A 26,177-nucleotide genomic window follows, 5' to 3' on the forward strand; every position below is an offset into this window, starting at 1 on the left:
TGGGCGGCATCACGTCATCCGGGCGATTGCGCACGGCCGCTCGCGGCAATACGTAACGGTATGTCGAGCCGCGGCCTGGAGGCTGGAGCATGAGCATCTGGTGGTCACTCCATCTGAGGCGTGAGGCCGCGAGCGTTCCGCTCGCCAGACGGCTGCTGCTCGGCACGATGGAGTCGGCGGGCGTCGACCCCGACGTGTCGTACGACCTCTCCGTCGCGCTCACGGAGGCCTGCGCCAACGCCGTCGAGCACGGCGGCGGCACCGCGCACGGCGCCTCCACCGAGGCGTACCGGGTCACCGCCTACCTCGACGGCGAGAAGTGCCGCATCGAAGTCGCCGACTCCGGCCCCGGATTCCCCTCGGGGCGCGCCCGCCCGCCGTTCCGTCCGGCCCGCGCCGACGCCGAGCACGGGCGGGGGCTGTGCCTGATCCAGGAGCTCGCCGATCATGTCCGGTTCGACAACGAACCGGAGCGGGGCGGCGCGGTGGTCAGCTTCGACAAGGTCCTCAAGTGGCGGGAAGACGCGCCTTTGATGGCCGTCTGACCGGGCGGTTCCCCGCGACGTCGACGCTCCCGGAATCCCCGTCCTCCGCACGGCCGTGCCCCGTGTCCCCGGCCGCCCTGCGTGTGGCGGCCCACCGCGCCGCGGGTCCCGTCCCGTACGACGCGCCCAGCGTCAGGACCCCGAGCAGCAGCCAGCCCGGCGTCCCCCAGCCCACCAGGAGGGCCGTCAGGACCAGCGGGCCCATGGTGCGGGCCACCGTGACGCCGGTGCCGAAGAATCCCTGGTACTCGCCCACGCGGTCGGCCGGGGCGAGGCCGAGGCCCAGGTGCCAGGAGCCCGCCGACTGCTGCATCTCGGCGACGACCTGGAGCACCGCGCCCGCCACGAGGATGCCGGCCGCGACCCACGGAGGGGTACCGGACGACAGGGCGAACACCGCGCAGGACGCGAGCATGACGAGCCCCGAGCGGCGGATCGCGCGCGTGGCCGGGGCGAGGCCCGTGACACCGCGGGCCATCCGTACCTGGAAGAGCATCACCGCAGCGGTGTTGAGGACGAACAGCGCGGACACCAGCCAGGCGGGTGCCGAGGTCCGCTCCGTGATCCACAGCGGGACGCCCAGACTGAGCAGTGGCATCCGCAGCAGCAGCACGGTGTTGAGCAGGGTGACGAGGACGTAGGGGCGGTCGCGCAGGACGCCGGTCCCGTGCCGTCGTCGCACGCCGGCCGCCGGCGGGGACGGCAGCCGCAGCAGCAGGGCCGCGCAGAGCAGGAAGCTCACCGCGTCCAGCGCGAACACCCCTGCGTACGCGGCCCGTGTCCCGGCGTGCAGGGCGAGTCCGCCGAGGCCGGCGCCCACGGCCAGACCGGCGTTGAGCGTCGACTGGAGGTGGGCGAGCAGCCCGGTCCGCTCCCCGGCGGGGACGAGGCCGGCGAGCAGCGCCTGTCGCGCCGCCGCCAGCCCCGACTGCGCGGCGGCGTACGCGCACGCCGCCGCGACGAAGGGTACGAAGCCGCGTACGACGAGGAACGAGGCGACCGTGAGCCCGGTCGCGAGCGCCAGCAGCACCGCCGTGCCGCGCGGCCCGCGCCGGTCGGCGAGGCGTCCCAGCGGCACTCCCACCAGGGAGCCGACCGCCCAGGCGAGGGTCAGTCCGAGTCCCACGCGCGCGGGGGCGAGACCGACGACGTGCGTGAAGTAGAGCGCCGAGGTCACGTAATAGGCGCCGTCACCGACGGAGTTGGCCAACTGCGCCAGGGCGAGGACGCGGCGGGGGCCCGCGGGCGGGACGAGGGGGTTCGTCATGACAACGACCCTAGAAACGTGGTGGACCCCTGGGCAGGCCCAATCACGGTGCCGGTTCGTGGCCCAATCGGGCCCCCCTCGCGGCCCTGGCGGCCCCCGCGGGGCGGGCCGACCCTCGTGGGGCGACCGCACACCTGTGGGGACAGCGCCGTGGGCTCCACGGGACGGAGCCGTGCCCTCCACGGGACGGAGCCGTGGGCTCCACGGGACGGAGCCGTGCCCTCCACGGGACGGAGCCCGGCCTTCTCCGGGACAGCCCGGTCCGCCGCCCCCGGCAGCCGCTCAAGCCCCCTCCAGCACCCGCCCCAACACCTCCAGCGCTTCCGGGTACACCCGCTCCCGTGGTGTCCCGTACCCCACGACAAGACCCTGCGGCCGACCCGCCCCGGGCGTGTGCCAGTGGTCCCCGAGCCGCCCCACCACGAGCCCCAGCGCCCGCGCCCGCGCCACCGTCTCCGTCTCGTCGGTGACCTCCACCAGAGCGTGCAGCCCGGCCGCGATCCCGCGTACGTTCCGCGATGCGCCGAGCCGGTCCAGGAGCCGGTCCCTGCGCCGCCGGTAGCGGAGGCGGCAGGCGCGCACATGACGGTCGTACGCGTGACCGGTGATCATCTCGGCCAGCGCCAACTGGCCGATGACCTCGGTGTGATGGTCGCTGTGCAGTTTCGCGTCCGTCACCGCGTCGACCAGATGCGGCGGCAGCACCATCCAGCCGAGCCGCAGCGCGGGCCCGAGCGTCTTGGAGGCCGTGCCGAGGTACGCGACCTGTCCCGGTGCCATTCCCTGGAGGGCGCCGACGGGTTGCCGGTCGTAGCGGAACTCCCCGTCGTAGTCGTCCTCGACGACCAGTGCGCCGTGCGCGCGGGCCCAGTCGGTGAGTGCCCGCCGGCGCCGCGGATGCAGCGTGACCCCGGTCGGATACTGGTGCGCGGGCGTGACGACGGCCGCACCGGCTCCGACGGCCGCCAACTCCTCGGTGCGGGCGCCCCGTTCGTCGACCGGCAACGGAACCACGGTTCCGCCGCCCCGCCGCACCACGTCCCGGTGGAAGGGCAGTCCGGGGTCCTCCATCGCGACCACCGCGCCGCCCAGCACGCGGGTGAGGAGCGCGAGCCCCTGCACGTAACCCGAAGTGATCACGATCCGCTCCGGCGGCGCGATCACACCCCGGGCCCGCCCCAGGTAACCGGAGAGCGCCGTGCGCAGTTCGATCCGGCCGCGCGGATCCCCGTAGCCGTACGCCGAGGAGGGCGCCGTCGCGATCGCGCGGCGCAGCGCCCGCAGCCAGGCGGCGGCCGGGAACGAGCCGACGTCCGGGCTGCCCGGCCGCAGATCGAGACGAGGGGTACGCGCGCGTGCCGCTTCCCCGGGTACCTCCAGGGAGGGGGCGGGCAACAGCGCCACCTCGGTGCCCGAGCCCTGCCGTGCCGTCAGATAGCCCTCGGCGACCAGTTGGTCGTACGCACCCTTCGCGGTGCCGCGTGAGATGCCCAGTTCGGCCGCCAGCCGCCGGGTCGCGGGCAGCCGGGTGCCCGGAGCGAGCCGTCCCTCGCGCACCGCGTCCCGCAGCGCCCGTTCGAGCCCCGCCCGCCGGCCCGCCGTCACGTCCGGCTCCAGATGCAGATCCACACCGACCCCGGACCAGAAGTCGTCCACGGAAACCGGGTCCTCCCCCCGAGTACCGCGCCCGACCGGAGCGCGGGAAACTGCGCGCCGGTCGACCCCCGACGACCACCGCCCGTTGTCTGCCGCCTGCCGCCTGCCGCCTGCCGCCTGCCGCCTGCCGCCTGCCGCTGAGGCACGCAGTCCGGCCGGCGAGGTCCGGGAGCACCCTGCCAGGCCGGAGGCCCGCCCCCCCCGTGAACCGAGAACGGCCGGGTACCCAGCGGGTACCCGGCCGTCCTGGTGCGGCTCAGCCCTTCAGCGCGGCCATCCACTCCTCGACCTCGTCGGAGCGGCGCGGCAGCCCCTCCGACAGATTCCGGTTGCCGTCCTCGGTGACCAGGATGTCGTCCTCGATGCGGACGCCGATGCCGCGGTACTCCTCGGGGACGGTCAGGTCGTCGGCCTGGAAGTACAGACCCGGCTCGACGGTCAGGCACATGCCCGGCTCCAGCGTGCCCTCCACGTACGTCTCCGTCCGCGCGGCCGCGCAGTCGTGGACGTCCATGCCGAGCATGTGGCCGGTGCCGTGCAGGGTCCAGCGGCGCTGCAGACCGAGTTCCAGGACGCGCTCGACCGGGCCCTCGACCAGACCCCACTCGACGATCTTCTCCGCCAGCACGTGCTGCGCCGCGTCGTGGAAGTCGCGGTACTTGGCGCCCGGCCGCACGGCCGCGATACCGGCCTCCTGGGCCTCGTACACGGCGTCGTAGATCTTCTTCTGGATCTCGGTGTACGTGCCGTCGACGGGCAGCGTGCGCGTGACGTCGGCGGTGTAGAGGGTGTGCGTCTCGACGCCCGCGTCCAGCAGGAGCAGGTCACCGGAGCGGACCGGCCCGTCGTTGCGCACCCAGTGCAGCGTGCAGGCGTGCGGCCCGGCGGCGCAGATGGAGCCGTAGCCGATGTCGTTGCCCTCGACGCGGGCGCGCAGGAAGAAGGTGCCCTCGATGTAGCGCTCGCTGGTCGCCTCGGCCTTGTCCAGGATCTTCACGACGTCCTCGAAGCCGCGCACCGTCGAGTCGACGGCCTTCTGCAGCTCGCCGGCCTCGAACTCGTCCTTGACCAGGCGGGCCTCGGAGAGGAAGACGCGCAGCTCCTCGTCGCGCTCGGCGGTGACCTTGTCGGTCAGGGCCGCCTCGATGCCGGCGTCGTGGCCGCGTACGACACGGACGGGACCGGTGGCCTCCTTCAGCGCCGCGGTCAGTTCGCGGACGTCCGACGCCGGGATGCCGTACAGCTGCCCGGCCTCGGTGAGGGAGTGGCGGCGGCCGACCCACAGTTCGCCCTGGCCGGAGAGCCAGAACTCGCCGTTCTCCCGGTCGGAGCGCGGCAGCAGGTAGATCGTCGCCTTGTGGCCGTCCGCGGTCGGCTCCATGACCAGGACGCCGTCCTCGGTCAGGTTGCCGGTCAGGTACGCGTACTCGACCGAGGCACGGAAGGGGTACTCCGTGTCGTTCGACCGGGTCTTCAGGTTGCCCGCGGGCACCACCAGCCGGTCGCCCGGGAAACGCGCGGAGAGCGCGGCGCGGCGGGCGGCGGTCTGCCCGGCCTGCGCGATCGGCTCCAGGCCGCGCAGCTCGGTGTCGGCCCAGCCGGACTTCATGCTCTCGGCGAGTTCGTCCGACACGCCCGGGTACAGGCCGTTCTTGCGCTGCTTGATCGGCTCTTCTTCGACCGCTTCGTCAGCGGCATCGTCGAGCACGGCTTCCGGGGTCTCCGGGTTGAGCGCCTCCGACACGGTCTGCCTCCTTGATACGACTCTGGACCGCTTCCATCGTACGGTCGTACGGGAGCGGTCCCGGGGCCGCTACGCCTTTACGCCGAGAGCTCACCGCGTGTGCGAGGGAGCTCACCGGGCGTGCGGGACGGCCCACCGTACGAACGCCGGAACGCACCGTAGGTGCGCCGGATCTCACGGAGAGTGCCCGGAAGGGCTCGCCGGGAGGCGAGGAGGACTCTCACCGCGGGGCAGCCGGAATGTGGAGCCCGGAGTGCGGAGTGCGGACTGCGGAGTCCGGAGTGCGGTGCGCGCCCGTCATGAGGCGCCCGCCACGGTCACCCGATGCCGTCACCGCGAGCTGCCACCACCTGTCACTCGAAGCGGGCGGCCAGCAGCACCACGTCCTCGTCGCTGTCGCCTCCCGGCCCGGGTCTTGTCGGGCCGACGGGAACCCCGGCCCCGGCTCCGTACTCGTCCGGGAGCACGGTCCGCAGGACGTGGTCGGCGATGGCGCCGGGGTCCTCGCGCAGCGACCTCGGCACGCTCGCCGCCGCCGCGTGCAGCCGGGCGAAGGCCCGGTCCATGGGGTCGCCGGTGCGGTGCAGCAGGCCGTCGGTGTAGAACAGCACGGTCTCGCCCGCCTCGACGGTCAGTTCGACACTCGGTGCCTCCCAGCAGGCGAGCATCCCCAGGGGCGCGGACAGCGAGGTCTCCACGAACTCGGTGCGCCGTGCGCCGATGAGCAGCGGCGGGCTGTGACCGGCCCCGGCGAGGGTGATCCTGCGCAGCGCGGGCTCGCAGTAGGCGAAGAGGGCGGTCGCGGAGCGGGCGGGCTCGGTCAGCCGCAGCAGGAGTTCCAGGTCGGACAGGACGGCGACCGGGTCCTCGCCCTCCATCACGGCGTACGCCCGCAGCGACGCCCGCAGCCGGCCCATCGCTGCGATCGCGCTGGGTCCGGACCCGGTGACGGAGCCGACCGCGAGGCCGAGCGCGGCGTCGGGCAGCGGCAGCGCGTCGTACCAGTCGCCGCCACCGCGCGGACCCGTGCGGTGCCGGGCGGCCAGCTGGATACCGGAGACCCGGGGCAGCCGTGGGGGAAGCAGCTCCTCGGAGACGGTCGCCAGGCACGCACGCGTGCGCTCCAGTTCCACCAGCCGTGCCAGGTGCTCGGTCGCGTAGCGGGCGTAGAGGCCGACGAGGTGGCGCGGCCGCTCCGCCGGTTCGGCGGGCTCGTCGTAGAGCCATACGGCGGCGCCCAGCCGGCCGGCCGCCCTGGTGGACAGGGGCAGCGTGTAGCTCGCGGCGTAGCCGAGTCTGGCGGCCACCTCGCGGTGGCGGGGGTCGAGGCCGTCCTCGGAGAGGAGGTCGGGCTGGGCGATCCCGGCATCGCCGCCGGGCAGGCCGTCCAGGATCCTGCCGTACGACATGGAGCTGCGCGGAACGGTCTCGATGTGGCCGAGGTCGGCGCGCCCCAGCCCCAGGCCGACGGTGGTGTCGGGGCCGAGTCCGTCGCCGGGCTCCAGGACGACCAGACCGCGCCGCGCGCCCACGAGGGAGGCTCCGGCGCGCAGCAGTTCGTGCAGGGCCTCGCTCAGTGCCGCGGTGCGCGCCAGGCGCTCGGTGAGTTCGTGGAGCGTCGTGAGGTCGGAGACCCAGCCGGCGAGCCGGTCCTGGAGGACGAGTCCGGGGCCGGTGACAGGAGTGTCCGGAGTGGCCGAAGCGGCGCCCGGGGCGGAGGATGTAGGCGCGACAGTGTGTGCGGGAGCGGGAACCGTTGAATCGATTCCGGCCACTTTCGGAAGGTGAGGGGCGTTCATGGCGTCCGGCTTTCCGACCTGTGCGTATTGCTCAATAGCATCGCAAACCCCCATGTCGTTCTGCGCCGCTGGCAGTGTCTCCACATGTACACGCACTCGTGAGGGGATGTCCAGCATTGTCCTGCTGGGATTCCTGGTGTCCAAGAGACCCTCGGTAACCCTTGCGGGAAAGCAAAGTTGGCCTAAAACTGACTCGGGTAACACGTTATTGAGGTCGACTGGCCTCGTTCGACGGAGCGTCACAGCGGTCGTGGTGGGTACGTACTCGGTGAAGGCCAGGGGCGGTTGGGATCCGCCCGGAACCTGGAATCGGACCCGGGCGTCTTAACCACCGATGACCGTGCCCCATCCTCCCGTGGCGGAGGCGGCAAGCAATACGCGGGACAGCAAAACGCCAGGCGCCGCCACCCCACGCCATGCCCGTGCTTCAGACAGACGCAGTATGGACGCGGACGCAGCCAATGCTCGGCCCAGATGGGTTCCCCCTGCCGTGTGCGGGGGTGTGATGCGCCAGCAGGTACGCACAGTGAAGTGATCGACACATGACGTGATGTGATCCACGGTGTTGCCAGGCGTGCAACGGAAAGGAACGAGCGCTCATGCGCGAGATCCTCGGAAGGCGACGCAGGCTCCTGTCCAGGCGGAACAACGGGAGCCCTGAGATGCTCAGCGCGGCCCTGACCTTCGCGGCCGATTGGCGCTGGCCCGTACTCCCGGGTGTGGCACCGGATCCGCAGGGGCGTGCCCGCTGCGGCTGCCCGGACCCGGAGTGCACGGTGCCCGGCGCCCACCCCTTCGACCCCGGCCTCCTCGCGGCCACCGCCGACGAGCGCATGGTGCGCTGGTGGTGGACGAACCGCCCGTCGGCACCCATCGTGCTGGCCACCGGAGGCACGGCGCCCTGCGCGGTGAGCCTGCCCGCCCCGGCGGCGGCCCGCGCGCTCGACGCGCTCGACCGCAAGGGCATGCGCCTCGGCCCGGTGGTCGCGGCCCCCACACGGTGGGCGATCCTCGTCGCGCCGTACTCCATGGAGCAACTCGGCGAGCTGCTCTACGCCAAGGACTTCGTGCCGGGTTCCCTGCGCTTCCACGGCGAGGGCGGATACATCGCGCTGCCGCCGTCCGAGACCGGTCAGGGTCGCATCAGCTGGGAGCGGGCACCGCTGCCCGGCTCGGCCGCGCCCTGGGTGCCCGGTGTGGAGGCCGTGGTGGACGCCGTCGTGGAGGCGCTCACTCGTACGGGTGTGAGCGCGCCCGAGTTGTAGGGTGCTCCGGCGCGCGGTGAGCCGCGCGCCCACCCGGGCTCGTTATCTTCCGCGGTATGCAGCGTCATCTTGGCCGACACAGAGATTCCTTGCCGCTGCGCGGCGGGCCGGGCCCCCGAAGCGTTCGTCTGGGGGCGTTGACCGGCGCCGTGGCGTTCATCGTCGCTCTGCCGCTGACCGTGGCGTCCGCGGGGCCCGTCGGGGACGAGGGTCCCGCGGTCGTCGGTGCCTCCGGGCGTGTCGACGAGAAGGGGCGTGCTCCCGGTTTCGGGAGCGTCCCCACCTCCTCCGTGCGGCCGCCGGGTACGGGCCTGTCCGTCGCGGCCCGGTGCGGCCCCGAACTCTCCTCGCCGGACGGCATCGAGGCGCAGACCTGTGTCCTGACGCAGGGGGCGGACACCTGGGCGCGCACGTACTACCGCAACGCGACCGGCGGCGAGCTGAGCTCCGTGCTGAGCCTCATGGGGCCCGCCGGCCGCACCGTGCAGATGAGGTGCGTGGTGGACGCGGAGGACGATCCGGGAGCGTGCGAGACGCCGAGGGAGCGCACGGCGGGTGGGACGGGGGCCTACACGGCGGTCGCGGAGTTCGCGGGCGGCGCCGGTGACGGGCCGCTGCTGCTGCGCTCGGGCAGCAGTACGGGTTCGTAGCAACTTGCCTCTGTGGCAAGGCCGTTGACGCCGTACGGGATTCCGGGCATGAAAAAGACCCGGTTGCTGGCGACGGGGGATGCACCAGCAACCGGGCTACTCGAACGGTAACAAGAGATCGGCGGTTCGCAAATTCGATCTCGGCTATTCGGACACGGACTCCGCTGTCACAACCGGGAGTTGTGACAGGAGTCACCTGTGCTCAAGTGCCTGGACCAGCTGACCGGTCGGTCAGTGCCGCGACACCGGGGATCAGCTCAGCGTGACCTGTCGGTTGGTGAGTCCACCGCGGGCCCGGCGCTCGTCCGCGGTGAGCGGTGCGTCCGAGGCCAGCGCGGTGGCCAGTCGTTCGGCGAACTCGGCCGCCGGCTTCTCGATGTCGTCGGCCGTGACACCGCTCGGCAGATCCCAGACCGGCACCGTGAGCCCGTGCGCGCGGAAGGAGCCGACCAGCCGGGTGCCCTCGCCGAGACTCGACCGGCCGGCCGCGTGCAGCCGGGCGAGCGCGTCCAGAAGCTGTTCCTCGGGGTGCGGCATGACCCAGCGCAGGTGGTTCTTGTCGGGGGTCTCGCACCAGTAGGCGGCGTCGACGCCGGAGAGCTTCACGGTGGGGAGGGCCGCGGCGTTGGCCCGCTCCAGGGAGGCGGCCACGTCCGGTGTCGAGTTCTCCGCGTCCGGGACCCAGAACTCGAAGCCCGTGTGTACAACTGGCTCGAAGGCGCCTTCGGGGTCGAGCAGTTCCTGCAGTCGCGGTCCGTCGGCCGGGGCGCGGCGGCCCGGGACCGGCGTGCCGGGCTCCGCGGTGAGGGCGCGCCGCAGGGTGTCGGCGAGGTCGCGGCTGATGTCACCGGACGCCGTGTCGTTCTGCAGGCCGAGCAGGACCGAGCCGTCGTCGCGGCGCAGCGCGGGCCAGGCCATCGGCAGGACGGTGGCGAGCGTCACCGAGGGGACGCCCTCGGGGAGGCTCTCCCTGAGCTTCAGCTCGGCGGTCGCGGCGGGCACCAGCTCGCGCAGCGCGACCCAGTCGCCCTCGCTCGCCAGGCCCTCGAAGGGGCGCTGCACCAGCTCGGTCACCGCGTGCGCGGCCGCCCGGCCGTGGCAGGCCTTGTAGCGGCGGCCGCTGCCGCAGGGGCAGGGTTCGCGAGCGCCGACAACCGGGATTTCCCCGTCTTGCAGCTGAGGCCGCTGGGCCTTCGTCTGGGGTCGCTTCTTGGCCATCGTGGGTGTCTCCCGATCACGGCTCGACTCGTACGGGCGCGAGCCTAGCCGTTCGTGGGACGGCCGAAGGGACCCTGTGGACAACGCACCGGGTCCTTCCGGGGCCGGGGTTTTCAGTCGAGGTCGTCGAAGGCGTCCGCGAAGTCCAGCTCGGGCATGGCGGACACGGCCGGTGACGTGACGCGCGTAGCGAAGTCGTCGCGCCGGTGCGCGGTGGTCGCGTCGGTGACGTCCTCCTGGACGACGACCCACACCGTGACCTCCCCGCGGGCGTCGTCGCGGACGCCCCAGTCCTTCGCCAGCGCCGTGATGATGTTCAGTCCGCGACCGCCGCGCGCGGTGACCGAGGGCGTGGCGGGGACCGGGCGGGTGGGACCACCGCCGTCCGTCACCTCCACGGTGAGCCGTCCGGACGCGTCCACGCGCCACGAGGCCCGCACGTCGCCGTCGCCCGACAGGGCGTCGCCGAGTGGTCTGCCGTGCCGGCACGCGTTGCTCAGCAATTCGGAAAGGATCAGTACGGCGTCGTCGACGACCGATTCCGTCATTCCGCCCGTGCGCAGTTGATCCCGCATCCGACGTCTTGCCTTCCCCACGCCCGCAGGGCCATGGGGAACGGCCATGCTCGACGACGTGGGCACTTCCCGTGCCACCACCAACGCCACCCCCGAGACCTCCTTTGCCCCACGCCACGGTGTGGATGCCCCACCGGACTGGACCGGAAACCGGCCAATCCACGTCTGCTGACGCACTCGTAACGATCGAATACGGAAAGAACGCGCCGGTGCACTCCCTGTCACCGTGTGGCTGGATTTCGACGGTGTTCTCGGGGTTCGATCAGTGCCTTCGAGGGGTGGAGCGCGCGAGGTCAGCGGCCGAGCTGGCGCAGGACCGCGCGCGGACGGTTGGTGATGATGGCGTCGATGCCCAGCTCAACGCAGAGGTCGACGTCCTCGGGCTCGTTCACCGTCCAGACGTGCACCTGGTGCCCGGCTCGTTTCAGTCGTTCGATGTAGCCGGGGTGGCTGCGTACGATCCGCATCGAGGGGCCTGCGATCCGGACACCCGCGGGCAGCCGTCCGTCCCGCAGCCGGGGCGAGACGAACTGCAGCAGATAGACCGTCGGCATGGTCGGGGACGCGGCCCGGACACGGTGCAGGGAGCGGGCCGAGAAGCTCATGACGCGTACGGGCGAGGTCGTGGCGCTCTGCGGGGAGTCCAGCCCGAAACGCTTCAGGAGCAGCAGCAGCCGGTCCTCGACCTGCCCCGCCCAGCGGGTGGGGTGCTTGGTCTCGATGGCCAGCTCCACGCGGCGGCCGGCGTCCGCGACGAGTTCGAGCAGCCGCTCCAGGGTGAGGACGGACGTGTCCTCGGGGTCCCCGGGGGCGTGCTCCCAGTCGGGGGCCTCGTCGCGGTTCCTCCAGGCGCCGAAGTCCAGCGCGGCCAGCTCGGCGAGCTCCAGGGCGGAGACCGCCCCGCGACCGTTGGACGTACGGTTGACACGACGGTCGTGGACACACACGAGGTGTCCGTCCGCGGTCAGCCGTACATCGCACTCGAGGGCGTCGGCACCGTCCTCGATCGCCTTCTTGTAAGCGGCCAGGGTGTGCTCGGGGGCCTCTTCGGAGGCCCCGCGGTGGGCGACGACCTGGATCGGGTGCTGTCGTGCGTGGGTCACCGCGTCATGGTGCCACCGCTGCGGGGCGGCCGTCGGGTCGGATACGCCGGAAATGAACCCATTGCGCCAGAAAAGGCCTATGTAAAGAATAGACCTGGACCCACAGCCACCGCTTATGGTGCTCTGACGTCCTGTGGGAAAAGCTGACGGCGTACAAAAAGCACATGCACACCAGCACAGCTGCATCGCGCCGGACCCGTCGACGAGCATGAGCGAGCGTGACCGAGTGCGACCGAGAACAACAGCCGTGGATCGAGGAGAAGAGCTGTGAGCACCGAGAACGAGGGCACCGCAGTACCCCCGGCCCCGTCCGCACCTCCCGTGCCGGTGGAAACTCCCGCTGCCTCCGCGCAGAACGCTGCGCCCGAAGGGGGCGCGCCGACCGCTCAGATCCCGTCGGTGCCTCCGGGCGCCCCCGGCGCACCGGAGCAGACACCGGCGTACGCCCCGATGGGTGCCGGGACGCCCGACCCGTACGGGCACGGCCCGGGAACTCCCGGAGCGCCGGGCCACGGTGCCGGGACCCCCGGGGCCGTCCCCGCGGCCGAGGCGGGCTGGCCGCCCCCGCCGCCCGCCACCCCCGCGTACGCGGACGGTGGCGGCTCGGGCGCCGGCGGCTGGGGTTCCAGCTACGGGCAGCCCGCGCCGAAGCCGAAGAACGGACGGGGCGGCCTGGTCGCCGCCATCCTGGTGGCCGCGCTCGTCGCGGGCGGAGTCGGCGGTGGCATCGGCTACTCGCTGGCCAAGGGCAACGACAACGCCACCGGCTCGACGACGGTCTCCGCCCCGAGCAACAGCGGAGACGTCAAGCGTGCCTCGGGCACGGTCGCGGGCGTGGCGGCCAGGGCGCTGCCGAGCACCGTCACCATCGAGGCCGAGAGCACCAACGGCGAGGGCGGCACCGGCACCGGCTTCGTCTTCGACAAGCAGGGCCACATCCTCACCAACAACCACGTCGTGGCGGACGCGGTCGACGGCGGCAAACTCACCGCGACCTTCCCCGACGGCAAGAAGTACGACGCCGAGGTGGTCGGCCACGCGCAGGGTTACGACGTCGCGGTCATCAAGCTCAAGAACGCGCCGTCCGACCTCCAGCCGCTGGCCCTCGGCAACTCCGACAAGGTGGCCGTCGGTGACTCGACGATCGCGATCGGCGCCCCCTTCGGTCTCTCCAACACGGTGACCACGGGCATCATCAGTGCCAAGAACCGCCCGGTGGCCTCCAGCGACGGCAGCTCCAGCAGCAAGGCCTCGTACATGAGCGCCCTGCAGACGGACGCCTCGATCAACCCGGGCAACTCCGGTGGCCCGCTCCTGGACGCCCAGGGCTCCGTCATCGGTATCAACTCCGCGATCCAGTCGACCAGCGGCGGCGGCCTGGGCGGCAGCAGCCAGTCCGGTTCCATCGGTCTCGGTTTCGCGATCCCGATCAACCAGGCGAAGAACGTCGCCCAGCAGCTCATCAGGACCGGCAAGCCGGTCTACCCGGTGATCGGCGCGTCCGTCTCCCTCGAAGAGGGCACCAGCGGCGCGAAGATCACGGAACAGGGCGCGAGCGGCTCCGCGGCGGTCACCTCCGGCGGCCCCGCCGACAAGGCCGGCCTCAAGCCCGGCGACGTCATCACCAAGCTCGACGACCAGGTGATCGACAGCGGTCCGACCCTCATCGGCCAGATCTGGACCCACAAGCCCGGCGACACGGTGAAGCTCACCTACACGCGCGACGGCAAGGTCCGCACCACCGAGGTGACCCTGGGCCAGCGCGACGGCGACAGCTGACCGGTTAGTCTTGTCCCCGCGCCACCGACGATCGTGGGTGGCGCGGGGTGGGTTGCCCGAGCGGCCTAAGGGAACGGTCTTGAAAACCGTCGTGGCAGCGATGTCACCGTGGGTTCAAATCCCACACCCACCGCGCAGGTCAGAGACGTAGCAGGTCAGAAGGGGTGCCACCCGACAGGGCGGTGCCCCTTCTGCATGACCTTGTCTCACCCTGGCTCGCCCGTATCCCGGGTGTGACCAGTGCGTATGGGCCATGTGTGGGCCAGGCTCAGGAGCTTCAACGTGGCCACTGACGGAGCCGACGCGTGCTGCCGCTCCAGTGGTGGATCAGCAGGCTCGCCTCAGCCGGTACCGGACGCGGTGGCGTTCCTGGAGACAACTGGCCGGAAGGTTTTATGCGAGAGCCAGAAACACGCACCACGTTGAGGTGGCCACAAGAGGTAGAAGGTAGACGACCATCACTTTGGAGCGCAGACCCGGGGAGCGCACATCGTCGAGCGTCTCCGCATAGTCCGGGAAACGGAGCCTGACTCGGTGTTGTAAGCGTCGGTTGAACTTGAGCTGCCGGTGGGCCATGTAAGCCCAGGCCAAAGAGGTCACAAGCCCGAAGACGGCTATGACATGCAACATCAGGGCAGCCCGTGTGGACTCGGCGTTCGTCAAGGCCGATGTGAAGGCCACGATCAGGAGGGATTGAGCCAGGAGGAAAAGGTTGCCTACCTGGTAGAAGACGGCCTTTTCATGCATCTCAAGTGCCCATAGGCGTGCATCTGCGGCTCGTTGCGTGGCAGCTTCGTCATCTCCAGCGGTCATGACATGGCGTTGCCCTGAGCTGACGGCGAATAGTCCCCTCCGCTTCGGCTGTGACGTGCCAAGAAGCTGTCGACACGCCCGGATGGGAACGTGCGCCTGGCCCCACAGCATTTGAGGCGCACGCTCCTTGGTCATGGTCAGACTTGTGCCACACTCCTCGACGCGGTGGGGCTTAAGGCGGCGGGACGCGCCATCGTGCAACATTCACCCCTTCGGCGTGTGCCCGGTCGTACCCCGGCCCGCCCGTGTCCCGCCCGCGGCCCGGCTTCGGACGATCCCGCGTCCGTCGGTCCCGCCCTCGGAGCGCTCCCGCGCCGGACGGGCGGCGGGAAAGCCGGCTCGTTTCCGCTCACCGTGCGCGACCTTTCTCCCGGTGCGGACGGGGGGCTTTTGATGAGGCAAACGGTTTCTTCGGATTCCGGACAACGCGGCGCGCGCCCGGCGCGGCAGCCGGAACGTCGGCCCGCCCATGGCCGGACCGGCAAGCCGAAACGGCCTGTCCGGCGAACTGACGGACCGTCATGAGAATGCGGGACCGATCACTTTATCGCCTGTTCTCCAGAGGCGCCATCGGTACTGAGCCGCATGTCGCAGACATGCCAGCATCTGGCCTAACAGTGCCGGTGGAACCGTTATCGCATGCGGTTCGCACGGAAAGCGTGATGAGGCTGGATGCGGCTCAACATCTGCATCCTCGAACCGATCGGACAGTTCCCTCGCTTGTGCGAGGAGAGAGGACGCAAGATGTCCCCGAAGCTCAAGGTGATGCGCGACCGGCGCCAGGACGAGGGTGCTCCCTCGCGTCACCCCCGCCGGGGTGCGAGGGCGGCGGCCCTGATCGTGCTCGGTGGCGGTGTGATGGGTCTCTGGTCGGCGCCCATGGCGCATGCCGCGGGTCACGACTCGCACAAGACCTTCCGCTCAAGCAGCATCCTCGCCTTCCCCGACGTCGACGGCGGCGAGTACCAGGCGGACTTCAAGGACGCCGCGGACGGCCCGGACGTAGACGGTGGTGACTACCGCGCGAACTTCAAGGACGGCGCGGACGGCGGCGACGCCGAGGACCGGGCGGACTTCAAGGGCGGCGCGGACGCCGACGCCGCCGAGGACCTGAGGGGCTTCAAGGAAGACGAGTACGTCGACGCCGGCTACGACCCGTGGGATTTCTTCGACGACGGGGTGCGGATTACCGTCAACATCAACAACAACAATAACAACAACAATGGCGCCAACGCCAACAACAACAACAATAATAACAACAACAACAATCGCAGTCGCGTCACCGTCAACCACAACTGATGTGACGGTCTGGGTGGATGAGAGCGTCATCCACCCAGACCGTTTTCCGTGGAAACACGGCTGCGGACTTTTCCGCGCGGACCTTTGTCCTCCGGTACTGCCCAGAGCCGTGAGTATTCGCCCGCGTGGTTGATCGGCTGATGCCCGTGGGGTAGCAATGACGGGTGATACAAGGTGACAAGGTCGGGTTGCGGACTCGGCGTGACAGTGATGTGCCCGTCTTCCAGGCCGAGTTGTACGACGACGTGGCGACGCGCCTGCGTGTCGACTCCCGCCCCTGGCGGCCGCTTCCGCCGGACTCCGCGGAGTCTCCCGCCGCGGCGGCCGTGCCGTCGGACGACAAGGCGTACTTCTCGGTGGTGGAACTCGCGTCGCGGGAGTTGGCCGGCGAGGCCCTGGTGTGGGGCATCGACACACACAACCGGTCGGCCCACCTGGGGATCTCCCTGCTCCCCGGTTTCCGGGGACGCGGGCTGTCGGGCGATGTCGTCCGGGTGCTGTGCACCTACGCGTTCACCGTCCGGGGGCTGCGGCGGCTGCAGGTCGAGACGCTCGCCGACAACACCGCGATGATCGCGGCCGCGACCGGAGCCGGGTTCCGTGTCGAGGGCACCCTGCGTCGCTCCGCCTGGGTGTACGGCGCCTTCACCGACGTCGTGGTCCTCGGTCTGCTGGCCGGTGAATGGACACCGCCCCCCGGACCCGCGTGACCCGGGCGAGCGGCTCGCCCCCGCCCCTGTGAGGCCGAGGTCCCGCGTCGCCCCCTTCCTGGGGAGGGTGGGCGGCGCGGGACCTCGGGTTCCCGCCGGACGGGAAGTCCGGGGCGGCCCGGGACCGGACCACGGTGAGGGCGGAACGGTGGAGCACCGGAGTCCGGCGTCTCGACCGCACGGCCCGGGGAGAGGGCGACGCGGACCGGCGCCGTGACGGCGCCCCGGGGAACCGTGACCCGAGGTGTGCCTCAGTCCCGCGGTGGTCCGGGCCGGGGGAACGACATCCGGGAGGCCGACGCGATCGTCGAGCGGGCCTCGTGCGGGGTGAGGCCGGTGCGGACGGCGGCCTCGACCAGGGCCGGGGTCAGGTCGGGGCCGATGCCGTTCTCGTAGGCGCGGCAAGCGGCCCAGAACAGGCGGGTGTTGCGCTGGCCCGCGTGGGCGGCGAGGACGAACTGGATCAGCCCCTGGCCCTGATGGCCGGTTGTGGGAGGCGTGTGGTGGCGCGTACGGGGTGGGGGCGTGAGCAGACGCAGAAGTTCGCTCGGGCAGGGCGCGGGCGCGAGGTGGGCGGTGCCCGGAGCCGTGCCGTACACGCCGTGTCCGGTGCGTGAGCCGGGGCCGACCAGATAGCCGCCGGCGCCGCGGATGTCGATGCCGGGAGCCAGCCGGCTCGCCGAGTTCGGGACGGTCACGTCCGGTGGCCCGGTCAGCCAGAGGTGGCGGCCGCCGCTCGGGGTCACTATCACGACGGTGTCGGGGATGGTGAACAGATGGCGCAGGGCCAGTTCGCGCAGGGCGGTGGACGAGTCCGTACCGGCCTTGGTGTCGAGGTCGATGCCGATGAGGTGGTGCGGGGCGAGACCGCAGGCGATGCCGTAGCCGGTGGACCAGGGGGCGGCGGCGAAGAGCGCGCGGATGCGCCGGGGGTCGGTGGAGGCGTCGTACACGCCGTGCCCGAAGCGGCCGCACTCGCCGTGGCAGGGCGGGGTCGTCGGGTCGGGGGCGGGGTCGGCTCGGTGGGGTGAGCGCAGGGCCGGGAGCTTCGTGCGGGACAGCGGGATCACCGCGAGCCCGCGCTCGGCGGCGGACAGGGCATGGGCCAGGGCCAGGGTCGTGGCCTGCCGGTCGATGGTGGCCATGCCTCCATGTTCGTACGAGTGTTCGAAAAAAGGAAGAGTGCGCCGACGTGGGAGCGCGGAATGGGGGGCCTGGGTGAGCTTGGGCGGAATGATGACGAAACGCTTCAGCCCTTGCCGTGCCTGGTTTCGAGCCGTCCGATCCGCGTTGAGCTGCGGCTTTGCTGTCACGAAGAGGGTTTATCGACTTGTCCTCACGCTTGAGGGGGAATCGCGGCTTCCGGGGTGGTTCGTCTGGATTCGGTGGGCAACTCTGGACTCGCGACGTCGTGAACAGCGCCGGGGCGGTCGGCCGACCCCCTCGGAGCAGGCCGTATCCCACGTACATTCCGGCCGACCGCCGGTCCGTACATCCGGTTCATGGAGGAACTCACATGGCAAGCATCCGTACCGCCCGCGTTCTCGCCGCCGTCTCGGCGCTGCCCCTCGCCGCCGCCCTGTTCACGGGCGTCGCGGTGGCGGACAACGGCGCGATCTCGGACAACGGATCGAACGCGGGTGCGGCGACCGTCAGCGGCAGCGGGGTCGGGCGCGACAACAGCGGCAACTCCTCGACCACACAGCAACAGGCGGTGGGTTCCGGCGCCTCGAACCAGAGCAACACCGCGCAGGTGAACGGCTCCGCGTTCACAGCCATCAACCAGTCGCCCACCGTCGTCCACTTCACCAACCTCTGGTGAGCGCCGGCCGATGAGCCCTCGGTCGGCTCATCGGTCCGGCCTCCCTTCGCGGGGGCGTACTTCCTGGGGGCGGGACACGTCCGCGCGACGGCGCTTCGGTGCCGTCGCGCGGACGTTCCGGCCTTCCCACGCGTGCTCCGCGCCAGGCCCGCGGACGACGGCCGCCGGCCGTTCTCCCGCCCCTCCCGCCGACCTTGACAGCACTCTCGATCTGACGGACAGTCAGAAACCCCTGTCCGTACGAGGTCCGGGAGGGCCGTCGCCGTGCACCTCGCCCCCACCGAGCGCCAGCGACGGCTGCGCGCCGAACTGCGCGCGTACTTCCGGGACCTCATGCCCGACGGGCCCCCGCCCGCCCACGAGCCCGGCCGGCAGCGCGCGTTGCTGCGCCGCATCGGTGCCGACGGACTGCTCGGAATCGGCTGGCCGACCGCGTACGGGGGACAAGGGCGCGGCCCGGACGAGCAGTTCGTGTTCTTCGACGAGGCGTACCGGGCCGGGGCGCCGGTGTCGATGGTCACGCTGAACACCGTCGGTCCGACGCTCATCAAGTACGGCAGCGAGGAGCAGAAGGAGTACTTTCTGCCGCGCATCCTGAGCGGAGACGCCGTTTTCGCGGTCGGCTACTCGGAACCCTCGGCGGGCACGGACCTGGCCGCGCTGCGTACCCGCGCCGAGCGGGACGGCACGGACTTCCTGGTCCACGGGCAGAAGATCTTCACCTCCAACGCCCAGCACGCCGACTGGATCTGGCTCGCCTGCCGCACCGACCCCCATGCCCCCCGGCACCGGGGCATCTCCATCCTTCTCGTCCCCACCGACGCCCCCGGGTTCTCCTGGACACCGATCGGGACGGTCGGCGGTCTGACCACCACGGCCACGTACTACGACGGCATCCGCGTCCCCGTCTCCCGTCTCGTCGGCGAGGAGAACGCCGGCTGGAAGCTGATCACCGACCAGCTCAACCACGAACGCGTCGCCCTCGCCGCGATCGGCATGCAGGCCGAGGACTTCTGCGCGGCCGCGCTGGAAGCGGCACGCACACCCGATCCGGTGACGGGCAGGCGCCGCGCCGACGAGCCCTGGGTGCGTGCCCGGCTGGCCGAGGCGCATGCGCGGCTGGCGGCATCACGCCTGCTCAACTGGCGTCTGGTGGCGGAGGTGGGGGCCGGTGGCCCGGCACCCGGCGACGCCAGCGGCGTGAAGGTCGCGGGAACGGAATCGGCCGTCGAGACGTATCGCATATGTCAGCACATCGTGGGCTTCGACGCGCTGGTGCGTTCCGGTTCGCCGGGGGCGTTCGGGGACGGCGAGCTGGAGCGGATGAACAGGGCGGCGCAGATCAACACGTTCGGGGGCGGGGTGAGCGAGGTGCAGCGGGAGATCGTGGCGACCATGCGGCTGGGGATGACGAGGGGGCGGCGGTGAGCGCCGGACCGGCCGGGTGGACGGCACGGCTGAAGACGTACGAGGGCCGGACGGCCACCGTCGCGGCCGTCGGCAGGGACCCGGTCAACCTGCCGATGATCCGGCACTGGTGCGAGGCGATGGGCGACACCTGTCCCGCGTACACGGGACCCGACGCCATCGCGCCGCCCACGATGCTCCAGGCGTGGACGATGGGGGGCCTCTCCGGACAGGTGAGGCGTGCCGGCCCGTTCGACGATCTGCTCGGGCTGCTCGACGAAGCCGGGTGCACCTCGGTGGTCGCCACCGACTGCGAACAGGAGTACCTGCGTCCGCTGCGTCCCGGGGACGAGATCACCTACGACACCGTCATCGAATCGGTCTCCGAGCGCAAGACGACCCGGCTCGGCAGCGGCCACTTCGTCACGACCCGGATGGAGGTGCGGTCGGCCGGCGAACTGGTGGGCACCCACCGCTTCCGGATCCTCAAGTACGCCCCCGCGGCGGCCGGACGGGCAAGCGCCAGGCCGCGGCCGGTCGTCAACCGGGACAACGCCGGGTTCTGGGAAGGCGTGGCCGCGCACCGGCTGCTGATCCAGCGGTGCGCCGGCTGCGGGACGCCGCGCCTTCCCTGGCTGCCGGGATGCGGTGCCTGCGGCTGCCTGGAGTGGGACACGGTCGCGGCGAGCGGTGAGGGGACCGTCTATTCGTACGTCGTCATGCACCACCCGCCCTTCCCGGCCTTCGACCCTCCCTACGCGGTCGGCCTGATCGAGCTGTCCGAGGGCGTGCGGATCGTGAGCAACGTGACGGGGGTGCCGTACGACAAGGTGCGGATCGGGATGCCGGTGCGGCTGGAGTTCGAGCGGTACGACGAGGAGTTGGTCCTGCCGGTCTTCCGGGCCGGGGACGGCACCGAGGGGGGTGGGCACTGACATGGACTTCACGCCGACCGAGGAGCAGGCGGCGGCCCGCGACCTGGCCGCCCGCGTCTTCGGGGACCTCGCCACGCACGAGCGGCTCTCCGCGGCCGGGACCGGTGGTGACGCCGAGCTGTGGAAGGCACTGTGCGCGGCCGGGCTGATCGCGGCCGTGGCGGAGACCGGGCTCCTCGGCCTGGTGCTCCTCCTGGAGGAGCAGGGACGGACCACCGCTCAGGTGCCGTTCGCGGCGAGCTGCGTGTACGGGCTGCTGCCGGTGGCGACGCACGGTTCGCCGGAGCAGCGGGAGCGGCTGCTGCCCGGGATCGGGGACGGGACGGTGGTGGTGTGCGGCGCGGTCTCCCCGCCGTCGCCGGTCCGCGCGACGGCCGCGGGGCGGTTGAGCGGTGTCGTCCCGGCGGTGCCGTGGCTGCGGGACGCCAGCCATGTGCTCGTCGCCGACGACCGGCGCCGGCTGTGGCTGGTGCGGACCGTCGACGCGCGGTGCGAGCCGGTCGAGCTGACGGCACCCTGGTCGGCGGGACGGCTCACCCTCGACGCGACGCCGGGCGAGCGGCTGGGCGGAGCGGCGGCGGGCGGAGGGACGGTGCGGGAGCGGGACGACGGAGTGTCTCCGGCCGTGCCTGACGTACCCGTGTCCGGTGCCTCCGTGCCCGTGCCAGGCGTCCCCGTGTCCAGCCCCTCCGCGGCCGTGCCCGAGGCGCTGTCGGCCGGGTACGCCGAGGGCGTCCACGCGGACGTGCTCGCCACCGCCCGGACCGCGTTCGCCGGGCTGCAGGCCGGTGTCTGCGCGGGGTCGCTGGCGCGCGCGGTGGAGCACACCAACACACGCGAGCAGTTCGGACGCCCGCTCGCCACCAACCAGGCGGTGCAGCTCAGGGCGGCCGACGCGTACATGGACACCGAGGCGATCCGGGTGACGGCGTACGAGGCGGCCTGGCGGCGTGACGAGGGGCTGCCCTACGTGACGCACGCCCTGACCGCGGCCTGGTGGGCGTCCGAGGCGGGGCGACGGGTCGTGCACACGGGCCAGCATCTGCACGGGGGGACCGGGGCCGATCTGGAGCACCCCGTGCACCGGCACTTCCTGTGGGGCCGGCAGCTCGACGCGTACCTGGGCTGCGGGGACGAAGTGCTCCAGGAACTCGGGGAGTTGCTCGTGAGCGGCGAGGGAGGGACATGACGGCCGACGAGGACGTGCCGAGGACGGAACACACCGGCCATCCGGTGCCGGTGGAACGCGGTGGAGATCCGCCGCCGGTCGAACGCGGTGGCGATCCGGTGCCGAAGGGGCTCGGTGACCGTCCGCCGGGGACGGAGCCCGGTGGTTCCCCGGCGCCGGCGAAGGCCGGTGACCGACTGCCGCCGCTGGAGATCGGCATCACGCGCACGCTGATCGTGGCCGGCGCCATCGCCTCGCGGGACTACCAGGACGTGCACCACGATCCGGAGCTGGCGCGGCGGAAGGGATCTCCCGACATCTTCATGAACATCCTGACCACCAACGGCCTGGTCGGCAGGTACATCACGGACCACTTCGGACCGCACGCCGTCCTGCGCAAGGTCGCCGTACGGCTCGGGGCGCCCAACCACCCGGGCGACACCATGGTGTTGACCGGCACGGTCGAGGAGGTCTCGGGCGACACGGCGACGGTCCGGGTCGTCGGGGCGAACGGCGTCGGCAGACATGTGACGGCGACGGTGACGGTCACCCTCCCCGCCGGAGGTGCCGGATGAGCGTACGGACCAGGGACCGCCTCGGCGGACGGGCCGCGATCGTCGGGATAGGAGCCACGGAGTTCTCCAAGGACTCCGGGCGCAGTGAGCTGCGGCTCGCCGTGGAGGCGGTGCGGGCGGCGCTCGACGACGCGGGCCTGACGCCCGGGGACGTGGACGGGATGGTGACGTTCACGATGGACACCAGCCCGGAGATCACCGTCGCCCAGGCGGCCGGGATCGGCGAACTGTCCTTCTTCTCGCGGGTCCACTACGGGGGCGGGGCGGCCTGCGCGACCGTCCAGCAGGCGGCGCTCGCGGTGGCGGCGGGCGCGGCCGAAGTGGTCGTCTGCTACCGGGCGTTCAACGAGCGGTCGGGACGGCGGTTCGGCACCGGGGTGCAGCGGCGGGAGCCGTCGGCGGAGGGGGTGGCGCTCGGCTGGGCCCTCCCGTTCGGGCTGCTCACCCCCGCCTCCTGGGTGGCGATGGCGGCCCAGCGGTATCTGCACAGGTACGGGCTGACGCCGGACGCCTTCGGCCCGGTCGCGGTGGTGGACCGGAAGTACGCGGCGACGAACCCGGCGGCGTACTTCCACGGCAGACCGATCACGCTCGCCGACCACGCCGCGTCGCGGTGGATCGTGGAGCCGCTGAGACTGCTGGACTGCTGCCAGGAGACGGACGGCGGCCAGGCGCTGGTCGTCACCTCGGTGGAGCGGGCCCGGGATCTGCCACGCCCGCCCGCGGTGATCACGGCGGCCGCCCAGGGTGCCGGCCGGGCGCAGGAGCAGATGACGAGCTTCTACCGGGACGATCTGACCGGGCTGCCGGAGATGGGGGTGGTGGCGCGGCAGCTGTGGCGGACCTCGGGGCTGACCCCCGCGGACATCGACGTGGCGATCCTGTACGACCACTTCACGCCGTTCGTGCTGATGCAGCTGGAGGAGTTCGGGTTCTGCGGACCGGGGGAGGGCACGGACTTCGTCGCCGCGGAGAGCCTGCCGCTGAACACTCACGGAGGGCAGCTCGGAGAGGCGTATCTGCACGGGATGAACGGAGTGGCGGAGGCCGTACGGCAGCTGCGCGGCACGTCCGTGAACCAAATACCGGGCGCCCGCCGCACCCTGGTCACCGCGGGGACCGGAGTTCCCACCTCGGGGCTGATCCTGGGTACGGACGGGGAAGAACGGGCGCGCGGGGCCTCGTGAGGACACCCCGGGGGCCGCTGTGGAGGCCGCCGTACCACCGTCGTACGGGTCTCTCAGGGGTGAACCCTCAGGGGGCGGGCGCCGCTCGTCCACCCTCAGGAGGTGGGGCGGGCCCCCTCCCTACAACCTGAGGGGGACACCGCTTCGGGACCTGCGGCCGATTTGGAGGAACAGGGGTCACTCCTAGCGTGGAGGCATGACCACACCCGTCTGCACCAGCGGTGCGAACGTCGCGACGCGGACCGTCCCGTACGCGTCGTACCCGTCCTATCCGTCGTTCGCGTCGTACATGAAGGCGCGTCAGCCGGTGCTGCTGCGTACCGCCCGGTCGCTGACCGCCAATCCGAGCGACGCGGAGGATCTGCTGCAGACCGCGCTGGCCAAGACGTATGTCGCGTGGGAGCGGATCGAGGACCACCGGGCGCTCGACGGTTACGTACGGCGGGCGTTGCTGAACACGCGGACCTCGCAGTGGCGCAAGCGCAAGGTCGACGAGTTCGTGTGCGACGAACCGCCGGAGCCCGAGGGGGTGCCGGTCGGGGACCCCGCGGAGCAGCAGGCGCTGCGCGACGCGATGTGGCGCGCGATCATGAAGCTGCCCGCGCGGCAGCGGGCCATGGTCGTCCTGCGGTACTACGAGGACCTGAGCGAGGCGCAGACCGCGGAGGTGCTCGGCGTCTCCATCGGGACGGTGAAGTCGGCCGTGTCGCGGGCGCTGGGCAAGCTGCGTGAGGACCCCGAGCTGGACCCCGTCCGCTGACCGAACCGCGGGCCGGGGTCCCGTGATCCCCTCCGCGTTCGTGCCGGCGTTCGTCCAGCCGGTCGCCCCGGCAGCCGCTCCGGCAGCCGCTCCGGAGTTCGCTCCGTGGAGCGCGACGGCCGCGGTCCGGCCCCTGTGACTTGATCGATCACCCGGACCTAGTGACATACCGCGCGGTATGTGCGCAGAATCAGCGCAACCCCCACTACCGCGTAGGCAATGTCGCCCCGGGAGGACGCCGTGCTGAGCACGATGCAGGACGTACCGCTGCTGATCTCGAGGATCCTGACTCACGGGTCGGCGGTCCACGGCACTTCGCAGGTGATCACCTGGACGGGTGAGGGGGAGCCGCAGCGTCGTTCCTTCGCCGGGATCGGTGCCCGTGCGGGCCGGCTGGCGCACGCGTTGCGCGAGGAGCTCGGCGTCGCGGACGGTGAGCGGGTCGCCACGTTGATGTGGAACAACGCCGAGCATGTCGAGGCGTACTTCGCGATCCCGTCCATGGGCGCGGTCCTGCACACCCTCAACCTGCGGCTGCCCGCCGAGCAGCTGGTGTTCATCGTCCGGCACGCCGCCGACCGCGTGATCATCGCCAACGGTTCCCTGCTCCCGCTGCTCGCGCCGCTGCTCGCGCAGCTGCCGACGGTGGAGCACGTCGTCGTGTCCGGGCCGGGCGACCGCACGCTGCTCGCCGCGGCCGGCGTGCGCGTCCACGAGTACGAGGAACTCCTCGCGGACCGGCCGAGCACCTACGACTGGCCCGAGCTGGACGAACGCACCGCCGCGGCCATGTGCTACACCTCCGGCACCACCGGCGACCCCAAGGGCGTCGTCTACTCCCACCGCTCGATCTACCTGCACTCCATGCAGGTCAACATGACCCAGTCGATGGGCCTCACCGACCAGGACACCTCACTCGTCGTCGTCCCGCAGTTCCACGTCAACGCCTGGGGCCTGCCCCACGCCACGTTCATGACCGGCGTCAACCTCCTCATGCCGGACCGGTTCCTGCAGCCGGCCCCGCTCGCCGAGATGATCGAGTCGCAGCGTCCCACCCACGCCGCGGCGGTCCCCACCATCTGGCAGGGCCTGCTGGGCGAACTGCACGCCAGGCCCCGGGACGTCTCCAGCCTGACCCAGGTCACCATCGGCGGCTCGGCCTGCCCGCCCTCGCTCATGGAGGCCTTCGACCGGCTCGGGATGCGGGTCTGCCACGCCTGGGGCATGACCGAGACGTCCCCGCTGGGCACCGTCGCCCGCCCGCCGGCCGACGCGGTGGGCACCGGGCGGGAGTTCGCCTACCGCCTCACCCAGGGCCGCTTCCCCGCCGGTGTCGAGGCCCGCCTCACCGGACCCGGCGGGGAACGCCTGCCCTGGGACGGCGAGTCCGCGGGCGAACTCGAGGTCCGCGGACCCTGGATCGCCGGTGCCTACTACGGCGGCCAGGACGGTGAACACCTGCGGCCCGCCGACAAGTTCAGCCCCGACGGCTGGCTGAAGACCGGCGACGTCGGCACCATCAGCCCCGACGGCTATCTGACCCTCACCGACCGCGCCAAGGACGTCATCAAGTCCGGCGGTGAATGGATCTCCTCCGTCGACCTGGAGAACGCCCTGATGTCCCACCCGGACGTCACCGAAGCCGCCGTCGTCGCCGTCCCCGACGACAAGTGGGGCGAACGCCCCCTGGCCACCGTCGTCCTCAAGGAAGGCTCCACCACCGACTTCGCGGCCTTGCGCGCCTTCCTCGCCACCGAGGCCAGGATCGCCCGGTGGCAGCTCCCCGAACGCTGGACGATCATCGGCGCGGTCCCCAAGACGAGCGTCGGCAAATTCGACAAGAAAGTCCTGCGCAGGCAGTACGCACAAGGCGAACTCGACATCACCCGACTCTGACCCA

23 protein-coding genes and 1 tRNA gene are annotated in these 26,177 nt (G+C 71.6%); 15 read left to right on the forward strand and 9 right to left on the reverse strand.

The features are described from left to right. The first annotated feature begins 89 nt into the window (after positions 1–89). The gene (locus GFH48_RS20770) at positions 90–545 is read left to right on the forward strand and encodes an ATP-binding protein (protein WP_153289693.1); all 456 of its coding nucleotides are present in this window, start codon (positions 90–92) and stop codon (positions 543–545) included. Here the strand turns inward: GFH48_RS20770 and GFH48_RS20775 are convergent. From GFH48_RS20775 to GFH48_RS20790, 4 genes are all read right to left on the reverse strand, one after another. After that, a complete protein-coding gene (locus GFH48_RS20775) occupies positions 508–1,812 on the reverse strand; it encodes an MFS transporter (RefSeq protein ID WP_153289694.1) in 1,305 nt (434 codons plus the stop codon). The genes GFH48_RS20770 and GFH48_RS20775 overlap by 38 nt on opposite strands. A 282-nt stretch (positions 1,813–2,094) precedes the next feature. Continuing rightward, positions 2,095–3,468 carry a MocR-like pyridoxine biosynthesis transcription factor PdxR gene (gene pdxR, locus GFH48_RS20780; RefSeq protein ID WP_153289695.1) on the reverse strand — a complete coding sequence of 458 codons (1,374 nt, stop codon included), beginning with the start codon at positions 3,466–3,468 and terminating at the stop codon, positions 2,095–2,097. 256 nt (positions 3,469–3,724) lie between these two features. Beyond that, positions 3,725–5,212 (reverse strand): aminopeptidase P family protein, encoded by a 1,488-nt coding sequence (locus tag GFH48_RS20785; protein ID WP_407698649.1) that lies wholly within the window; start codon positions 5,210–5,212, stop codon positions 3,725–3,727. Positions 5,213–5,565: 353 nt separating this feature from the next. Continuing rightward, positions 5,566–7,128 (reverse strand): PP2C family protein-serine/threonine phosphatase, encoded by a 1,563-nt coding sequence (locus GFH48_RS20790; protein WP_153293031.1) that lies wholly within the window; start codon positions 7,126–7,128, stop codon positions 5,566–5,568. A gap of 482 nt (positions 7,129–7,610) precedes the next feature. On the opposite strand from GFH48_RS20790, the gene GFH48_RS20795 reads away from it, so the two are divergent. Both GFH48_RS20795 and GFH48_RS20800 read left to right on the forward strand, forming a co-directional pair. Beyond that, positions 7,611–8,276 carry a bifunctional DNA primase/polymerase gene (locus GFH48_RS20795; RefSeq protein WP_153289696.1) on the forward strand — a complete coding sequence of 222 codons (666 nt, stop codon included), beginning with the start codon at positions 7,611–7,613 and terminating at the stop codon, positions 8,274–8,276. Positions 8,277–8,332: 56 nt separating this feature from the next. Continuing rightward, a complete protein-coding gene (locus tag GFH48_RS20800; RefSeq protein ID WP_228120761.1) occupies positions 8,333–8,926 on the forward strand; it encodes a hypothetical protein in 594 nt (197 codons plus the stop codon). 252 nt (positions 8,927–9,178) lie between these two features. On the opposite strand, the gene GFH48_RS20805 is transcribed toward GFH48_RS20800, so the two are convergent. The 3 genes from GFH48_RS20805 to GFH48_RS20815 all read right to left on the reverse strand — a co-directional run bounded on the left by GFH48_RS20805 (position 9,179) and on the right by GFH48_RS20815 (position 11,822). Then, positions 9,179–10,144 carry a DUF5926 family protein gene (locus tag GFH48_RS20805; protein WP_153289697.1) on the reverse strand — a complete coding sequence of 322 codons (966 nt, stop codon included), beginning with the start codon at positions 10,142–10,144 and terminating at the stop codon, positions 9,179–9,181. A gap of 113 nt (positions 10,145–10,257) precedes the next feature. Continuing rightward, positions 10,258–10,896, reverse strand: a complete 639-nt coding sequence (locus tag GFH48_RS20810) for an ATP-binding protein (RefSeq protein WP_153289698.1) — start codon at positions 10,894–10,896, stop codon at positions 10,258–10,260. Between the two features lie 116 nt (positions 10,897–11,012). Continuing rightward, positions 11,013–11,822, reverse strand: a complete 810-nt coding sequence (locus tag GFH48_RS20815; RefSeq protein WP_153289699.1) for a glycerophosphodiester phosphodiesterase — start codon at positions 11,820–11,822, stop codon at positions 11,013–11,015. Between the two features lie 267 nt (positions 11,823–12,089). Here GFH48_RS20815 and GFH48_RS20820 point away from each other — a divergent pair, with 267 nt between their 5' ends. Together GFH48_RS20820 and GFH48_RS20825 are read left to right on the forward strand one after the other, a co-directional pair. Then, positions 12,090–13,601 carry a S1C family serine protease gene (locus GFH48_RS20820; protein ID WP_153289700.1) on the forward strand — a complete coding sequence of 504 codons (1,512 nt, stop codon included), beginning with the start codon at positions 12,090–12,092 and terminating at the stop codon, positions 13,599–13,601. 46 nt (positions 13,602–13,647) lie between these two features. Beyond that, positions 13,648–13,734, forward strand: a tRNA-Ser gene (locus GFH48_RS20825). 260 nt (positions 13,735–13,994) lie between these two features. Here the strand turns inward: GFH48_RS20825 and GFH48_RS20830 are convergent. After that, positions 13,995–14,549, reverse strand: coding sequence for a hypothetical protein (locus GFH48_RS20830; protein WP_153289701.1), 555 nt, complete (start codon positions 14,547–14,549; stop codon positions 13,995–13,997). A gap of 609 nt (positions 14,550–15,158) precedes the next feature. Here GFH48_RS20830 and GFH48_RS20835 point away from each other — a divergent pair. Continuing rightward, entirely contained in the window at positions 15,159–15,713 is a 555-nt protein-coding gene (locus GFH48_RS20835; RefSeq protein WP_153289702.1) for a hypothetical protein, read from the forward strand. Positions 15,714–15,901: 188 nt separating this feature from the next. Next, positions 15,902–16,423, forward strand: a complete 522-nt coding sequence (locus GFH48_RS20840) for a GNAT family N-acetyltransferase (RefSeq protein ID WP_322746997.1) — start codon at positions 15,902–15,904, stop codon at positions 16,421–16,423. A 251-nt stretch (positions 16,424–16,674) separates the two neighbouring features. Here the strand turns inward: GFH48_RS20840 and GFH48_RS20845 are convergent, their stop codons facing one another. Then, complete coding sequence (locus GFH48_RS20845) at positions 16,675–17,568, reverse strand: bifunctional DNA primase/polymerase (RefSeq protein WP_153289704.1); 894 nt, start codon at positions 17,566–17,568, stop codon at positions 16,675–16,677. A 371-nt stretch (positions 17,569–17,939) separates the two neighbouring features. Between GFH48_RS20845 and GFH48_RS20850 the strand changes: the two genes are divergently transcribed. The 8 genes from GFH48_RS20850 (at position 17,940) to GFH48_RS20885 (ending at position 26,173) form a co-directional block, all read left to right on the forward strand. Beyond that, positions 17,940–18,245, forward strand: coding sequence for a hypothetical protein (locus tag GFH48_RS20850; RefSeq protein ID WP_153289705.1), 306 nt, complete (start codon positions 17,940–17,942; stop codon positions 18,243–18,245). 264 nt (positions 18,246–18,509) lie between these two features. After that, a complete protein-coding gene (locus tag GFH48_RS20855) occupies positions 18,510–19,673 on the forward strand; it encodes an acyl-CoA dehydrogenase family protein (RefSeq protein WP_153289706.1) in 1,164 nt (387 codons plus the stop codon). Continuing rightward, complete coding sequence (locus GFH48_RS20860) at positions 19,670–20,587, forward strand: bifunctional MaoC family dehydratase N-terminal/OB-fold nucleic acid binding domain-containing protein (RefSeq protein ID WP_194280927.1); 918 nt, start codon at positions 19,670–19,672, stop codon at positions 20,585–20,587. Before GFH48_RS20855 ends, GFH48_RS20860 begins: the two co-directional genes overlap by 4 nt. A gap of 1 nt (position 20,588) precedes the next feature. Further along, complete coding sequence (locus tag GFH48_RS20865; RefSeq protein WP_153289708.1) at positions 20,589–21,776, forward strand: acyl-CoA dehydrogenase family protein; 1,188 nt, start codon at positions 20,589–20,591, stop codon at positions 21,774–21,776. A 176-nt stretch (positions 21,777–21,952) separates the two neighbouring features. Then, positions 21,953–22,330, forward strand: a complete 378-nt coding sequence (locus GFH48_RS20870) for a MaoC/PaaZ C-terminal domain-containing protein (protein ID WP_228121370.1) — start codon at positions 21,953–21,955, stop codon at positions 22,328–22,330. Further along, positions 22,327–23,517 (forward strand): lipid-transfer protein, encoded by a 1,191-nt coding sequence (locus GFH48_RS20875; RefSeq protein ID WP_153289710.1) that lies wholly within the window; start codon positions 22,327–22,329, stop codon positions 23,515–23,517. The genes GFH48_RS20870 and GFH48_RS20875 overlap by 4 nt, the downstream gene beginning before the upstream one ends. 196 nt (positions 23,518–23,713) lie before the next feature. Next, the gene (locus GFH48_RS20880) at positions 23,714–24,277 is read left to right on the forward strand and encodes a SigE family RNA polymerase sigma factor (RefSeq protein WP_153289711.1); all 564 of its coding nucleotides are present in this window, start codon (positions 23,714–23,716) and stop codon (positions 24,275–24,277) included. Between the two features lie 219 nt (positions 24,278–24,496). After that, positions 24,497–26,173 (forward strand): long-chain fatty acid--CoA ligase, encoded by a 1,677-nt coding sequence (locus tag GFH48_RS20885; RefSeq protein ID WP_153289712.1) that lies wholly within the window; start codon positions 24,497–24,499, stop codon positions 26,171–26,173. Positions 26,174–26,177: the final 4 nt, after the last annotated feature.

It is taken from the genome of Streptomyces fagopyri, assembly GCF_009498275.1.
Classification (GTDB): domain Bacteria; phylum Actinomycetota; class Actinomycetes; order Streptomycetales; family Streptomycetaceae; genus Streptomyces; species Streptomyces fagopyri.

What these genes read in the sequence shown, in the direction of transcription:
- GFH48_RS20770 (WP_153289693.1), top strand. Translation starts at nt 90, where the DNA reads ATGAGCATCTGGTGGTCACTCCATCTGAGGCGTGAGGCCGCGAGCGTT.
- GFH48_RS20775 (WP_153289694.1), bottom strand. Translation starts at nt 1,812, where the DNA reads ATGACGAACCCCCTCGTCCCGCCCGCGGGCCCCCGCCGCGTCCTCGCC.
- GFH48_RS20865 (WP_153289708.1), top strand. Translation starts at nt 20,589, where the DNA reads ATGGACTTCACGCCGACCGAGGAGCAGGCGGCGGCCCGCGACCTGGCC.
- GFH48_RS20805 (WP_153289697.1), bottom strand. Translation starts at nt 10,144, where the DNA reads ATGGCCAAGAAGCGACCCCAGACGAAGGCCCAGCGGCCTCAGCTGCAA.
- GFH48_RS20885 (WP_153289712.1), top strand. Translation starts at nt 24,497, where the DNA reads ATGTCGCCCCGGGAGGACGCCGTGCTGAGCACGATGCAGGACGTACCG.
- GFH48_RS20790 (WP_153293031.1), bottom strand. Translation starts at nt 7,128, where the DNA reads ATGCTGGACATCCCCTCACGAGTGCGTGTACATGTGGAGACACTGCCA.
- GFH48_RS20795 (WP_153289696.1), top strand. Translation starts at nt 7,611, where the DNA reads ATGCGCGAGATCCTCGGAAGGCGACGCAGGCTCCTGTCCAGGCGGAAC.
- GFH48_RS20875 (WP_153289710.1), top strand. Translation starts at nt 22,327, where the DNA reads ATGAGCGTACGGACCAGGGACCGCCTCGGCGGACGGGCCGCGATCGTC.
- GFH48_RS20880 (WP_153289711.1), top strand. Translation starts at nt 23,714, where the DNA reads ATGACCACACCCGTCTGCACCAGCGGTGCGAACGTCGCGACGCGGACC.
- GFH48_RS20835 (WP_153289702.1), top strand. Translation starts at nt 15,159, where the DNA reads ATGTCCCCGAAGCTCAAGGTGATGCGCGACCGGCGCCAGGACGAGGGT.
- GFH48_RS20845 (WP_153289704.1), bottom strand. Translation starts at nt 17,568, where the DNA reads ATGGCCACCATCGACCGGCAGGCCACGACCCTGGCCCTGGCCCATGCC.
- GFH48_RS20800 (WP_228120761.1), top strand. Translation starts at nt 8,333, where the DNA reads ATGCAGCGTCATCTTGGCCGACACAGAGATTCCTTGCCGCTGCGCGGC.
- GFH48_RS20850 (WP_153289705.1), top strand. Translation starts at nt 17,940, where the DNA reads ATGGCAAGCATCCGTACCGCCCGCGTTCTCGCCGCCGTCTCGGCGCTG.
- GFH48_RS20830 (WP_153289701.1), bottom strand. Translation starts at nt 14,549, where the DNA reads ATGACCAAGGAGCGTGCGCCTCAAATGCTGTGGGGCCAGGCGCACGTT.